Raw genomic sequence first — 13,221 nt, 5'->3', positions numbered from 1 at the left:
CCGGCGAAGGCGAACCGGCGGAGACGATCCGGCCGGACCGTGGACATCGGGGAGGGCAATGTGAGCATCCGCGACTCCTTCAACAGCGCCGCCGAACGCTATGACGGCGTCCGGCGCGTGCTGATTCCCTGTTTTGACGATTTCTACGGCACCGCCGTCGATCTGCTGGGCGAGCCGGACGGACGGCCGCTGCGGATCCTCGATCTCGGCGCGGGAACCGGGCTGCTCGCCGCCGCGATCCGGCAGCGCTTCCCGGCGGCGGGCCTGACCTTGCTCGACGTCGCGGAGGACATGCTGTCCGTCGCCCGCCAGCGTTTCGCCGGCGACGGCGACGTCGCCTTCCGGGTGGCCGATTACGGAGCCGGCGACCTTGGCGGGCCGTACGACGCGGTGGTGTCGGCGCTCTCCATCCATCATCTGGAGCATCCGGCCAAGCGGGCGCTGTTCGGCCGCGCCTTCGCGGCGCTGGCGCCGGGCGGTCGCTTCGTCAACGCCGACCAGGCGCAGGGGCCGACCCCGGCGCTCGACGCGCGGTACGACGCCACCTGGGTCCGTCAGGTTCATGCCGGCGGCGTCAACGAGGCCGACTTCGCCGCCGCCCGCCGCCGCCAGGCCTTCGACCGCATGGCGCCGCTCGCCGACCAGCTCCGCTGGCTGGGCGAGGCCGGCTTCGTCGAGGTCGACTGCGTCTACAAGAGCTGGAGCTTCGTGGTCTACACCGGCGTCCGTCCGGCCTGAGCCGGGAGGCCCGTCACAATGGCAGACGGACGAGCGCCCGCAGCCCGCCATAGGGGCTGTCGTCGAGCGTGATGTCGCCGCCATGGCCGCGGGCGACGTCGCGGGCGATGGTCAGGCCCAGGCCGGAGCCGCCGGTGTCGAGGTTGCGCGAGCGGTCGATGCGGAAGAAGGGCTTGAACACGTCCTCGCGCATGGCGGCGGGGATGCCGGGGCCGTCGTCGTCGATGATGATCTCCACCGTGCCGCCGCGCTGCGCGGCGCGCACCCAGGCGGACCCGGCGTGGCGGCCGGCGTTCACCAGCAGGTTGTCGATGCAGCGCCGCATCGCGTTCGGGCGCAACGGCAGGGTGATCGGCCCGTCGACCGACAGCGACACCTCGGTCCCCTGGCGCCGGGCTCCCGCCGCCGCCTCGTTCAGCAGGCGCGACAGGTCGGTCGGCTGCACCGCCTCCGTTCCCTCGCCGCGCGCGAAGGCGAGATAGCCCTCGATCATCGCCTCCATCTCGGCGACGTCGGTCATCAGCTCCTCGATCTCGGCCTCGCAGCCCTCCGCCATGGCGCCGAGCATGTCGAGCGCCAGCTTCATGCGGGTCAGCGGCGTGCGCAAATCGTGGCTGACGCCGGCCAGCATCTCGGTGCGCTGGGTGATCTGGCGCTGGATGCGCTCGCGCATCAGCAGGAAGGCGGAGGCCGCCTGCCGCACCTCGGTGGCGCCCTCCATCTTGAAGTTGGTGACGTCGCGCCCCTTGCCGAGCGAATCGGCGGCGGCGGCCAGCCGCTTGATCGGGCGGATCTGGTTGCGCATGAACAGGATCGCCACGGCGAACAGCACGATGGCCGACCCGACCATCCACAGGATGAAGATGTAGCTGGTCGGCGTGAACAGGCGGCGTTCCGGCGACATCACCGACAGCACGCCGTCGGCCATCTGGACGCGGATCTCGTACCATTCATGGGCGACCTCCGCGTTGATCGCGAAGGGGCGGGCGACGCGCTCGTCCATCGCCTTGCCCAGCGTGCGTTGCAGCAGGCCGCGCAGGGCCGGGCGCTCGTCCGGCAGGATCTTGCCGGGTTCCAGCGTGACGATCAGGTCGGTGGTGCGGGCGGTGGTCGCCAGCGCCCAGTTGCGTCCCTCCTCGCTCGGGTCGTGCTCAAGCTGGGCGATGACGGTGGCGATGTCGCCGGCCACCGCGAAGGCCAGGCGGTTGGTCACCGTGTCCCAGTGCCGGTCGTAGAAGATCCAGGTCGCCACCGCCTGGGCCAGGATCACCGGGGTGACGATGATCAGCAGCGAGCGGCCGAACAGCGTGCGCGGCAGGAAGCGCTTCAGCCACAGGCCGCCGCGGCCCCGGCGGTCGCGCCGCGGCGCGGCGCCGGACGCGCGGTCCGGGCCGGCGGCGGCGGTCACGGGTCGGGCCTCAGCACGTACCCTTCGCCCCGCACGGTGTGCAGGTAGCGCGGCTCGCGCGGGTCGGCCTCGATCTTGCGGCGCAGGCGGGTGACCTGGACGTCGACGGTGCGGGCGTTGCCGGCGACCTTGCTGCGCTCGGTCAGCTCCTCGCGGCTGAAGGTGACGCCGGGCGAGGTGGCGAGGATGCGCAGCAGGCTGGCCTCCGCCGTGGTCAGGCGGACGACCTCGTCGCCGGCGCGCAGCTCGTCGCGGTCGGGCAGGTAGAGCAGGGGGCCCAGCCGCACCGGCGGAGCCGGGGTGGCGGCGGGCTCCGGCGGCCGGGCGGCCTGCCGGCGCAGGATAGAGTTGATGCGCAGCAGCAGCTCGCGCGGGTTGAAGGGCTTGGCGAGATAGTCGTCGGCCCCGGCCTCCAGCCCGGCGATGCGGTCGTCCGGCTCGTCGCGGGCGGTCAGCAGCAGGATCGGCAGGTCGCGCGTCCGCCGCAGCGATTCGGTCAGCTCGAGTCCCGACTCGCCGGGCATCATGATGTCGAGCACCAGCAGGTCGAAGGCCAGCCCGCCGAGCTGCGCCCGCGCGTCGGCCGCGTCGCGCGCCGTGCTGACCATGAAGCCGTTGCCGGCCAGATACTTGCGCAGAAGCTCGCGCAGGCGGGTGTCGTCGTCGACGACCAGGATGTGGGGCTGGTCTTCCGTCATGGGGCGACTATAGCGCGGTCGCCCATCCGGCGTATAGCGGACCGGCAACGATGCGCGTTGACGGTTTTGACGCATTTCCGTGTTACACTGTGAACCCTGGGATCACAGGAGCGATCAAATGGCCGATGACAACAGGTCCGCCGACCGTCAGGACCTGGACGCGATGACCCGCGAATTCCTGGCGAAGGGTGGCAAGATCATGCAGTGCGCGCCGGGTTCCTCGGACAATGTGGTGTATCGAAAGGGCACCTTCCGCCGCCGCCCCGCCGGGGACGGCAAGACGGGCGCCCCGGCGGGCGTTCAACCGGGCGCCCCGGCCGCCGCGGTCTCCCAGCCCGTTGCGGTCGGCGGCGATTCGGGCGCCGACTGAGGTTCCGGGCCGACTGAGGTTCCGGACTGACGCGGACCGCGTCAGCGTTTCGTGGCGAGGCGGGCCGGTGCGGGGGGAGTGAACTTCGCCCGGTCCTCGTCGTCCAGCATCCCCATCATCACCTTGCGGAACCCCTCCACCGCCTCGGCCCCCGCCATGCGGTAGGCGCGCGCGATGCGCTGGCGCTGGGTTTCCGACAATTGCCGCTCCAGCTCCACGCCCTTGCCGGTCAGCTCCAGCAGACGCTGGCGGCGGTCGCGCGCTCCGGTCTGCTGGTCGATGAAGCCCTGGCGGACCAGTTCGCCCAGCACGCGCGACAGGCTCTGCTTGGTGATCTTCAGGATCGCCAGCAGCTCCGACACGGTGATCTTGGGATAGCGCCCGACGAAATAGATCACGCGGTGGTGCGCCCGGCCGAATCCGATCTCGGCCAGGATCTCGTCCGGCTCGGCGGTGAATTCCCGGTAGGCGTAGAACAGCAGCTCCATGCCCGTGCGAAGCTCCTCCTCGCGGAGGAAGAGCTGATTCACGCCTGCTTTTAGGTCAGCCATGTTGACGCGGTTGGTTCGATTCGTTATAAATAGGTCAGCAACTCAGACATAAACAATCCTGCGCCTGGACACAAGAGCAAGCTCATGAGCGGCAACCCTTTGCCGCACGTGCAGTCGGGCTTTTGCCAAAGGGGGGCGCGTGCCCGGACGCCGGACCGAAAAACCATGCCGGAGACGATCCGGAAACGACGAGGAATCGACCATGTCCCTTCTGCCTTTCGACGACCGCGACGGCTTCATCTGGTTCGACGGCGCCCTGGTGCCGTGGCGCGACGCCCGCATCCATGTGCTGACCCACGGCCTTCATTACGCCAGCAGCGTGTTCGAGGGCGAGCGCGTCTACAACGGCAACGTCTTCAAGCTGACCGAGCACAGCGAGCGGCTGGCGGCGTCGGCCCGCATCCTCGGTTTCGAGATCCCCTGGTCGGTGGCCGAGATCGACGCGGCGACCCGCCGGACGGTGGAGGCATCGGGCCTTGCCGACGCCTATGTCCGGCCGGTGGCGTGGCGCGGCAGCGAGGTGATGGGGGTGTCGGCGCAGGACAGCCGCATCCATCTCGCCATCGCGGTGTGGCCGTGGCCGAGCTATTTCAGCCCGGAGGCGAAGATGGCCGGCATCCGCCTGTGCTGGGCGCCGTGGCGCCGTCCGTCCCCCGACAGCGCCCCCACCGCCTCGAAGGCCGCCGGCCTCTACATGATCGGCACCCTGTCGAAGCACGACGCCGAGGCGAAGGGTTACCAGGACGCGCTCATGCTGGACCATCGCGGTTATCTCGCCGAGGCGACCGGCGCCAACCTGTTCCTGGTGATCGACGGGGCGCTGCACACCCCGATCGCCGATTGCTTCCTCGACGGCATCACCCGCCGCACGGTGATCGACCTCGCCAAGGCGCGCGGCCTGACGGTGGTGGAGCGCCACATCCCGCCGGAGGATCTGGCCAAGGCGCAGGAGGTCTTCCTGACGGGCACGGCGGCCGAGGTGACGCCGGTCGGCGAAATCGGCGAGCACCGCTTCACGCCGGGTCCGGTCTGCGCCGCGCTGATCGCGGACTACGACGCGTTGGTGCGGGGGGCGGGGGTCAAGGCGGCCGCGTGAGCGGTTTGCTGAAAGCGTTCGATCGACACGGATGAACACGGATGCAGGCTGCGCCTGCTCACGGATGGACACGGATGTTTTCCGGCCGAACGGAAATCCGTGTTCGTCCGTGTCTCCGGTTGCCGTGTCTCCGGTTGCCGTCTCACCGGGCATGCTGGTCGAGGAACTGCCGGCACTGGTCGAAATCCTGGACGCAGGGGCCGGGCAGGGGGATCCCCTTGCGTTCGGCGAGGCTGCGGGCGAAGGCGACCATCTTCTCGGTCGGCTCCCGGCGTCTGGGGCGTTCCGCGGCGTCGCCCGTCGGCGGTGCCGCGGGAGGCGCCGCCATCGGTGGAGCCTCGACCGGAGCGGCCTTGGCCTTGCGCGTGCGGCGCGGCTTCGGTGAGGCGCCCGTGCCTGCGTCGGCAGTGGCGGTGACCACAGTGGCGGCGGTCGTCCGCGTCCGGCGACGCGTGCCTGTCCCCGCACCGGCCGCAGCCCCCGCGCGGCGCTTCGTGAAGCGGGCTGCCTTCGGCGCGGGCAGGCCGAGATCGACCAGACCGCCGCGCCCACCGCCGCCGACCAGCACGCCGATCAGGCGGTCGGCCTCGCCGGCGATGGCGTCGATCACCGCGCGGAAGTCGGCGCGCCCGGTGACGACCTCGTCCAGCTTCATCTCCCACAGGGCGGTGGTGCCGGGATCGACCAGGGCGGGAGCGGCGCCGCGCAGCGTCTCGAACAGTTGCAGCCCGGCCGGGGTCGGCATCAGCCATTTGCCGTCGGCGTCCAGCAGGTTCTGCCTGCGCAGGCCCTTGATGACCTCGGCGCGGGTCGCCGGGGTGCCGATGCCCTTGGCCTCCTTCAGCCGGTCGCGCAACGCCGGATCCTCGACGAAGCGCCACGCGTTCTGCATGGCGTCGACCAGCGTGCCCTCGTTGTAGCGGGGCGGTGCCTGGGTCCGCTTGGCCTCGACCTTCGGGTCGGACAGGGTTGCCGGCTCGCCGTCGGTCAGCGGCGGCAGGGTCTGCTCGGCCTCCTCCTCCGGCTTGCCCGCCTTCTCGTCGCCGTCCGCCGATCCGAAGGCGGCCTTCCAGCCGAGCTTCAGCGGGATGCGGCCGACGGCGCGGAAGGGCACCGGCTTGGCGTCGACCGGCACATCCATGAGAATGGTGGTCTGGCGGTACTCGTAGTCCGGCATGACGGCGGCGAGGTAGGAGCGGCAGATCAGCGCGAACAGCCGCTTCTCGTCGTCGGTCAGGCGGGCCAGCCGCGATTCCAGGTCGTCGAGCACGTTGACGTTGGGAATCACCGCGTGGTGCGACACGCCTTCCAGCGCGCGGTCGCAGAAATGGCCGGACTTGCCCTTGCGGATCACCGGCCGGGCGATGTCGAGATGCGCGAAGCCGCGCAGCCGGGTCAGCGCGCCGACGATGGCCGGGACGTCGCCGATCTGGTTCTCCGACAGGTAGCGCGCCTCGGCGCGCGGGTAGGTGATCAGCTTCTTGCCGTCGCCGTCGTACAGTTCCTGGGCCACCGACAGGGTGCGGTCGGCGGTCCAGCCCCAGCGCTGGCCGCAGGTCTTCTGCAAGGCCGGCAGGTCGTAGAGCTTCGGCGGGGCCTGCCGCTTCTCCTCGACCGTCACCGACAGCGGTCCGCGATGCCGGTCGGCGGCCTTGGCGATGGCCTCGGCCCGCGCGCGGTCCTTGATGCGGTCCTTCGGCGCCGGGGCGTGGCGCATCCGGAAGCTCCCCTCGGCTGCGGTGGCCGTCGCCACCACCTCGAAATAATCCTCCGGCTTGAAGTTGCGGATCTCCAACTCGCGCAGGCAGACGATGGACAGGGTCGGGGTCTTCACCCGGCCGATGCCGATGACGCCGCGCGTGCCGGGCGCCAGCAGGGTCTTGGTCGCGGTGCGGGTCAGCGACAGGTTGAAGATCTGGTCGGCCTGCTGGCGGGCGACCGCCGCCTCGTAGAGCGGGCGCAGCTCGGCGTTCGGCTTCAGCTTGGCGAAGGCGTCGCGCAGGGTCTTGGGATCCTGCGCGGTGAACAGCGCGCGCTGGACGCGGCCGCGATAGCCGACATGCTCCAGGATCTCCTGGCCGATCAACTGCCCCTCGCGGTCGCAGTCGGTCGCCAGGATCACCTGGTCGCAGGCGCGCAGCGCCGCCTTGATCGCCTCGAACTTCGCCGATTTGTTTCCACCGCCGTCCGGCTTGGTCGGGTAGAGTCCGTCCGGCTTCAGCAGCGTCGGCGACCAGCGCTTCCAGGCGGGATCGACCTCGTCCGGCTCGGCCAGCCGCAGAAGATGGCCCTCCGCCGGCAGGATGCGGCCGTAGCGGTCGCCAAGCGCCGCGCGCAAATCCTTCGCCTGGCTGGATTTCTCGGTGATGATCAGGGTCGCCATGGGTAAGGAGGATACGGGTTTCGTGAAAACGGATCAAGAACATGGGCGGCGGGCGAACGGGTTTTTTCCGCTTTTGTTCGCATCGTTGGCGGCGCTGCCCCTGCTTCTGCCGCCAGGCCGCGCGCTGGCCGAGCGTCCGCTGCTTCCCGGCGTCGGCAGCGGCGACCGGCGCGCCCCGGTTCCGCTGGAGGAGGCGCCGTGGCGCAGCCTCGTCCGCGTGCAGACCAACCTGGGCGGGCGCTGCACCGGCGCGCTGGTGGCGCCGAACCGCGTGCTGACGGCGGCCCACTGCCTGTTCAACGGGCGGACACGCCGATTCTTTCCGGAATCCTCCCTGCATGTGCTGTTCGGCTACGCGCGCGGCGAGTACAGCCGGCATGTCACGGTGTCGGCCATCGCCACCGATCCGGCCTACGACCCGGCCGCCGGCCGGCCCGACATCGCCGCCGACTGGGCGCTGCTGACGCTGGCGGAGGCGGCACCGGCCGGCACGCCGCCCCTGCCGGTGTCGCCGCGGCCGCCGGCCGCCGGAACGCCGGTGATGCTCGGCGGCTACAGCCAGGATCGGGCGCAGATCCTGATGGCCGACCGCGATTGCCGCATCCTGGGCGCCGGCTCGGGATTGCTCGTCCACGACTGCGACGCGACGCGGGGAACCAGCGGCGGCCCGCTGCTGGCGCGCGACGGTGCCGGCTGGTCGGTCGCCGGGGTCGGGGTGGCCGCCGGGCGCGGGCCGGAACGCCGCAATTTCGCGGTGCCCGCCGCCCGTTTCATGACGGTTTTGCGCCCGCAGGCCAGTGCGGGGCAGCCCTGAGCGGTGCTCCCGCATTTTTTTCTTCGCGCGGGCGCGGGAATGGCATAGAGGTACGCGCGTCTTAGTCCCGGAACCCGGAGTCTTTTCGTCATGTCGATTCAGCGCTTCCACACCGGACCGCGCATGAGCCAGATGGTCGTCCACAAGGACACGGTCTATCTCGCCGGTCAGGTCGCCGACCAGCCGACCCCGGATGTCGAGCAGCAGACCAGCCAGATCCTGGCCCAGATCGACGCCCTGCTGGCCGAGGCCGGTTCGGACAAGAGCAAGCTGCTCGCGGCCACCATCTACCTGGTCGACATCGCCTCCTTCGGCGCGATGAACAAGGCCTGGGAAGCCTGGGTGGACGCGGCCAACCCGCCGGCGCGCGCCACGGTCGAAGCCAAGCTGGCCGCGCCGCAGTATCTCGTTGAAATTCAGGTCACCGCCGCTAAGTAAGTGGCGGAAACGGGGCAACCCGGCAGCCCGGTTGGGGTGTGCCGGCGTGGCCCGAACACGCGTGAGGGCCTCGCTCTTCGATAATCCGGCGGGTTTCGTCCGCCGGTTTACAGAATGTTAATGACGCCTTAACGGATCGCCCGTAAAACCCCGACCAACCTCTGCCGCCGGAGCGGTCGACCCCCACGGGTCGCGCTTCGGTTGTCGCGTACCTGCAATGGAACTGCAACATGCCGCGCCAAACGCCACTTTCCGATATCCGCAACATCGGCATCATCGCCCACGTCGACGCCGGTAAGACGACGACGACCGAGCGCATCCTGTACTACACCGGTCGCAAGCACACGATCATCGACGTCCACGAGACGAAGGATCTCAAGACGTCGACGACGACCGACTACATGGAGCAGGAGCAGAAGCGCGGCATCACCATCCAGTCGGCCGCCGTCTCGGCCTTCTGGCGCGAGAAGAAGATCAACGTCATCGACACCCCCGGCCACGTCGACTTCACCATCGAGGTGAACCGCTCGCTGCGCGTGCTCGACGGCGCGGTCGTGGTGTTCGACGGCGTCGCCGGCGTGGAGCCGCAGTCGGAGACCAACTGGCGTCTGGCCGACAACTACAACGTGCCGCGCATCTGCTACGTCAACAAGATGGACCGTTCGGGCGCGAACTTCCAGCGTTGCGTCGGCATGATCAAGGCGCGCCTGAACGCCCGCCCGGTCTGCATCCAGGTCCCGCTCGGCTCGGAAGACAACTTCCGCGGCATGGTCGACCTGATCGAGATGAAGGCCTATGTCTGGTTCTCGGACGACAAGGACGCCAAGTGGGAGACCTGGGAGATCACCGACGATCTCGCCCAGAAGCTCAACCTGACCGTCAAGGAAGACCTGGACAACGTCGCCAGCATCCCGGCCCTGCGCGCCGAACTCGTCGACACCGCCCTGGAGCAGGACGACGCGGCGATGGAAGCCTACCTGGAGTCGGGTGAGGACCCGTCGCCGGACGTGCTGCGCGCCTGCCTGCGCAAGGGCACCATCACCAGCGCCTTCACCCCGGTGCTGTGCGGCTCGTCCTATAAGAACAAGGGCGTCTGCCAGGTTCTGGACGCGGTCGTCGACCTGCTGCCGGCCCCGACCGACGTCGAGGCCATCAAGACGGTGGACGAGGACGGCAACGCGAACGGCGAGCGTCTCAGCTCCGACGACGCGCCCTTCTCGGCGCTGGCCTTCAAGGTGCTGAACGACACCTACGGCTCGATGACCTTCGTCCGCGTCTATTCGGGCGTGCTGACCAAGGGCATGTCGATCCTCAACTCGACCCGCGGCAAGCGCGAGAAGATCGGCCGCATGGTCGAGATGTACGCGAAGGACGCCAACCCGATCGAGGAAGCCCGCGCCGGCGACATCATCGCGCTCGTCTCCCTGCAGGAGACCGACACCGGTGACACGCTGTGCGACGCTTCCGCGCCGGTGATCCTGGAGCGCATGCGCTTCCCGGACCCCGTCATCAGCGTCTCGGTCGAGCCGAAGACCAAGGGCGAGCAGGAGAAGTTCTCCATCGCGCTCGGCAAGATGGTCCGCGCCGATCCGTCGCTCCGCCTGGAGACCGACCGCGAAACCGGCCAGACCATCCTGCGCGGCATGGGCGAGCTGCACCTCGAAGTGACGCTTGACCGCATGCGCACGGAGTTCGGCGTGGAAGGCAACATGGGCAAGCCCCAGGTCGCCTACCGCGAGGCGATCACCAAGCCGATCGAGTACACCTACACCCACAAGAAGCAGACCGGCGGTTCGGGCCAGTTCGCCGAAGTGAAGATCATCTTCGAGCCGCGCGAGCGTGGCGAGGGCTTCGAGTTCGTCGACGAGACCGTCGGCGGCACCGTTCCCCGCGAATACGTGCCTTCGGTCAAGAAGGGCCTGGAGATGCAGAAGGAAGACGGCGTGCTCGCCGGCTACCCGACTGTGGACTTCCGCGCCCGCCTGGTGGACGGCAAGTACCACGACGTCGACTCGAACGCCCTGACGTTCGAAATCGCCGCCAAGGCCTGCTTCCGCGAGGCCCTGCCGAAGGCCGGCCCGATCCTGCTGGAGCCGGTGATGAAGGTCGAGATCGTGACGCCGGACGACTATCTCGGCGACGTGATCGGCGACGTGAACCGCCGCCGCGGCACCGTGCTGGGCCAGCTGGAGCGTGGCTCGAACATCGCCGTCGAGGCCAACGTGCCCCTGAACGAGATGTTCGGCTACATCGGCCAGCTGCGCGGCATGACCTCGGGCCGTGCGTCCTACACGATGGAGTTCAGCCACTACGAGCCGGTGCCGCGCAACGTCACCGACGAAATCGTGGCCGGCCGCAACAAGGCCGCCTGATCTCTCTTCGCTGTTGGTTGTAGGGCTGCGGCCGGCGGAGCGATCCGCCGGCCGTTGCCTTTTGTGCGGTTGTTGCCGCCGCCTGTCGGTTTGGTCATTCACCGCATGGGGTGTGTCACGATTGTCATATGACGGCGGATTTAAGCCGTTTCCTCGCCCGTTTCGTCGAAATTCGTAACGTTCTGCAACCAAAAAGAAGTTGGCGAAGCGTCGAAACCGTGCCCAAATTTGGAGCATGATCTTCCGTCGCTTCTTTTCCTTGACAGTGCTTTTGCTGCTGACCGTCGGGGCGCCGGCGGGAGCGGGTCAGGGGAATCTGCGGCTGGACGCCCTGTTCCAGGCCTTGCGCGCAACGTCCGATGAGTCCTATGCCGAGTCGGTCGAGGAGCACATCTGGGATTTCTGGCTGGAGCATCCCGACGCTGAGATGATCCGTGTCATGCGGACCGGTGTCTTCAGCCTGAACGACGACGATTATGGCTCGGCCCTGGCGGCGTTCGACCGGGTGGTCGCGATGGATCCGACCTACGCCGAGGGATGGAACAAGCGGGCCAACGCCCATTACATGCTGGGCGACTACGCGGCGGCGGTCGGCGACTTGCGCCATGCGCTGATGCTGGAGCCCCGGCATTTCGGGGCGCTCACCGGTCTTGGCCTCGTCTATCTCGCGCTGAATCAACCCGAGCCTGCGCTGCGCGCCTTCGACGCCGCGCTGGCCCTGAACCCCCATCTGGTCCATGTCCGCCGGCAGGTCGACACGATTCGCAGTCAAAGGTTGGGCTTTCTGCTGTGATTTTCCCGAAATCTCCGTAACCAGCCACTCCCGCCAAACTCCCGAAAGGCGTATCACTGTCCGGATTGGATAGCCGGGAGTGGTGGCATGTTGCGGATGCTCGTCGATCTGGTTGGGGAATTGCGAGTCCTCAGCACGCTGGGGCTGCTGGGGTTGTCCTTCATCCTGCCGCTGACGATCTTCATCGGCCGCAGCAACATCAAGAGCGTGCGCCAGAAGATCATCACCGATCTGGAGGCGGTGTTCCGCATCGACGGCCATGGCGCCGACACGCTGATCCCGTCCTTCGAGTTCGCCGCCTACAAGTACCGGGCGCTGCCCCATCACATGGAAGGGCGGCAACCGTCGGAATGGCGGTCCTACCTGCTGCCGGTGACGGTCTTCATCATGGTGACCTTCAGCGGCTTCGTGGCGTCCAGCGGGCTTCTGGTGACCAGGGAGCGGCTGGAGCAGTACCAGCCCCTGTTCAGCGGCATGAAGCTGGTCACCGTCAGCGATCAGGCCAGCATGGTCGCCATGATGGATTACCAGCTCCAGACGATGGCGGTGCTGACCTTCACCTTTCTCGGCGCCTACATCTGGGCGATCGATTATCTGGTCCGCCGCATCTCCAACTACGATCTGTCGCCGATCTCCTTCCTGCGGGTGACGGCGCACATCCTGCTCGCCTGCGTCACCTCGGTGACGCTGCACCATGGCTACATGGACCTCACCCAGGCGACGCCGGCCGCCGCGCTGAGCGACCGCATGCCGGATCTGATCGTCGCCTTCCTGGTCGGCTTCTTTCCCCGGCTCGGCCTGCAAACCCTGTTGAGCCGGGTGCCGCAGCTCCAGATCCGGCGCACCGATCCGCGTGCCCAGGCCTTCATGCGCGAGCACCCGATCGACATGGTCCTGGGCATTGGGCCGGCGATCAGGTTCCGGCTCGCCGAGTTCGAGATCGAGGACGTCCAGAACCTCGCCACCGCGAATCCGATCCTGCTGTTCGTCGAAACCCCCTATGGCATCTACGAGACGATGGACTGGGTGGCGCAGGCGCAGCTGATGCTGGCGCTCGACCTCGACCAGATCGAGGCGCTCCGCGTCATCAACGTCCGCACGATCTTCGACATCGAGCGCTTCATGGAACGGCCGGAGTCGCGCCCCCGGCTGGTCGCGGCGCTGAACACGCCCAAGACCGACGGGAAGACGGTGGTCCTGGCGGACCGCGGCATCACGCTCGACAATCTCGAGTCGGTGGTCGGGGCGATCGGCGAGGATCTGCATGTCCAGCGGCTGCGCCAGATCTGGCGCAACGTCGAGCTGAAGCTGAGCTTCGACCTCCCGCATGTCCAGCGGATGCGCGCCGGCTTGCCGACGGGCGGCGCCCACGCCCATGCCCCGAGTCCGGTGGCGGCGGACGATGCGCCCGGACCGGTCCCGTCGGCCGACTCCGGTCCGCTGCCAGCGGCCGGCAAGGCGGCCGTGGCGGGCAAGCCGGTGCCGGAGCTGGTGGAGGGCTGAAACGCCGCCGCCCGCCAAGCCGGTGACGGCGTGGCGGGCGGCGGGGAAGGGGCCGGA

12 protein-coding genes are annotated in these 13,221 nt (G+C 68.7%); 8 read left to right on the top strand and 4 right to left on the bottom strand.

What is annotated here, in order from left to right; all coding sequences use genetic code 11:
* Nucleotides 1-60 precede the first annotated feature (60 nt).
* Nucleotides 61-738 (top strand): class I SAM-dependent methyltransferase, encoded by a 678-nt coding sequence (locus JN22_RS14970; RefSeq protein ID WP_085557169.1) that lies wholly within the window; start codon nucleotides 61-63, stop codon nucleotides 736-738.
* 13 nt (nucleotides 739-751) lie between these two features.
* On the opposite strand, the gene JN22_RS14965 is transcribed toward JN22_RS14970, so the two are convergent.
* Nucleotides 752-2,146, bottom strand: coding sequence for an ATP-binding protein (locus JN22_RS14965; protein WP_085554745.1), 1,395 nt, complete (start codon nucleotides 2,144-2,146; stop codon nucleotides 752-754).
* Nucleotides 2,143-2,844 carry a response regulator gene (locus tag JN22_RS14960; RefSeq protein ID WP_085554744.1) on the bottom strand — a complete coding sequence of 234 codons (702 nt, stop codon included), beginning with the start codon at nucleotides 2,842-2,844 and terminating at the stop codon, nucleotides 2,143-2,145. The genes JN22_RS14965 and JN22_RS14960 overlap by 4 nt, the downstream gene beginning before the upstream one ends.
* Before the next feature lie 118 nt (nucleotides 2,845-2,962).
* Between JN22_RS14960 and JN22_RS14955 the strand changes: the two genes are divergently transcribed.
* Entirely contained in the window at nucleotides 2,963-3,214 is a 252-nt protein-coding gene (locus JN22_RS14955; RefSeq protein WP_179166165.1) for a hypothetical protein, read from the top strand.
* Nucleotides 3,215-3,255: 41 nt separating this feature from the next.
* On the opposite strand, the gene JN22_RS14950 is transcribed toward JN22_RS14955, so the two are convergent.
* Nucleotides 3,256-3,765 (bottom strand): MarR family winged helix-turn-helix transcriptional regulator, encoded by a 510-nt coding sequence (locus JN22_RS14950; protein WP_085554743.1) that lies wholly within the window; start codon nucleotides 3,763-3,765, stop codon nucleotides 3,256-3,258.
* 202 nt (nucleotides 3,766-3,967) lie between these two features.
* Here JN22_RS14950 and JN22_RS14945 point away from each other — a divergent pair, with 202 nt between their 5' ends.
* Entirely contained in the window at nucleotides 3,968-4,861 is an 894-nt protein-coding gene (locus JN22_RS14945; protein WP_085554742.1) for a branched-chain amino acid aminotransferase, read from the top strand.
* Between the two features lie 142 nt (nucleotides 4,862-5,003).
* On the opposite strand, the gene JN22_RS14940 is transcribed toward JN22_RS14945, so the two are convergent.
* Nucleotides 5,004-7,244 (bottom strand): DNA topoisomerase, encoded by a 2,241-nt coding sequence (locus tag JN22_RS14940; protein ID WP_085554741.1) that lies wholly within the window; start codon nucleotides 7,242-7,244, stop codon nucleotides 5,004-5,006.
* 73 nt (nucleotides 7,245-7,317) lie between these two features.
* On the opposite strand from JN22_RS14940, the gene JN22_RS14935 reads away from it, so the two are divergent.
* The 5 genes from JN22_RS14935 (at nucleotide 7,318) to JN22_RS14915 (ending at nucleotide 13,164) form a co-directional block, all read left to right on the top strand.
* Nucleotides 7,318-8,058 (top strand): trypsin-like serine peptidase, encoded by a 741-nt coding sequence (locus JN22_RS14935; protein ID WP_223677739.1) that lies wholly within the window; start codon nucleotides 7,318-7,320, stop codon nucleotides 8,056-8,058.
* Between the two features lie 90 nt (nucleotides 8,059-8,148).
* On the top strand, nucleotides 8,149-8,496 hold the full coding sequence (locus JN22_RS14930; protein ID WP_085554739.1) for a RidA family protein: 348 nt from the start codon (nucleotides 8,149-8,151) through the stop codon (nucleotides 8,494-8,496).
* A 230-nt stretch (nucleotides 8,497-8,726) separates the two neighbouring features.
* Nucleotides 8,727-10,868, top strand: coding sequence for an elongation factor G (gene fusA / locus JN22_RS14925; RefSeq protein WP_085554738.1), 2,142 nt, complete (start codon nucleotides 8,727-8,729; stop codon nucleotides 10,866-10,868).
* Nucleotides 10,869-11,103: 235 nt separating this feature from the next.
* The gene (locus JN22_RS14920) at nucleotides 11,104-11,661 is read left to right on the top strand and encodes a tetratricopeptide repeat protein (protein ID WP_085554737.1); all 558 of its coding nucleotides are present in this window, start codon (nucleotides 11,104-11,106) and stop codon (nucleotides 11,659-11,661) included.
* 87 nt (nucleotides 11,662-11,748) lie between these two features.
* Nucleotides 11,749-13,164 (top strand): hypothetical protein, encoded by a 1,416-nt coding sequence (locus JN22_RS14915; protein WP_085554736.1) that lies wholly within the window; start codon nucleotides 11,749-11,751, stop codon nucleotides 13,162-13,164.
* Nucleotides 13,165-13,221: the final 57 nt, after the last annotated feature.

Origin of the sequence: Azospirillum agricola, assembly GCF_020005195.1 — a bacterium.
Classification (GTDB): domain Bacteria; phylum Pseudomonadota; class Alphaproteobacteria; order Azospirillales; family Azospirillaceae; genus Azospirillum; species Azospirillum agricola.
Note: the sequence above shows the minus strand (reverse complement) of the source record. Positions and strands in the feature narration are given on the sequence as shown.

What these genes read in the sequence shown, in the direction of transcription:
- JN22_RS14955 (WP_179166165.1), top strand. Translation starts at nt 2,963, where the DNA reads ATGGCCGATGACAACAGGTCCGCCGACCGTCAGGACCTGGACGCGATG.
- JN22_RS14940 (WP_085554741.1), bottom strand. Translation starts at nt 7,244, where the DNA reads ATGGCGACCCTGATCATCACCGAGAAATCCAGCCAGGCGAAGGATTTG.
- JN22_RS14920 (WP_085554737.1), top strand. Translation starts at nt 11,104, where the DNA reads ATGATCTTCCGTCGCTTCTTTTCCTTGACAGTGCTTTTGCTGCTGACC.
- fusA (WP_085554738.1), top strand. Translation starts at nt 8,727, where the DNA reads ATGCCGCGCCAAACGCCACTTTCCGATATCCGCAACATCGGCATCATC.
- JN22_RS14945 (WP_085554742.1), top strand. Translation starts at nt 3,968, where the DNA reads ATGTCCCTTCTGCCTTTCGACGACCGCGACGGCTTCATCTGGTTCGAC.
- JN22_RS14950 (WP_085554743.1), bottom strand. Translation starts at nt 3,765, where the DNA reads ATGGCTGACCTAAAAGCAGGCGTGAATCAGCTCTTCCTCCGCGAGGAG.
- JN22_RS14930 (WP_085554739.1), top strand. Translation starts at nt 8,149, where the DNA reads ATGTCGATTCAGCGCTTCCACACCGGACCGCGCATGAGCCAGATGGTC.
- JN22_RS14915 (WP_085554736.1), top strand. Translation starts at nt 11,749, where the DNA reads ATGTTGCGGATGCTCGTCGATCTGGTTGGGGAATTGCGAGTCCTCAGC.
- JN22_RS14960 (WP_085554744.1), bottom strand. Translation starts at nt 2,844, where the DNA reads ATGACGGAAGACCAGCCCCACATCCTGGTCGTCGACGACGACACCCGC.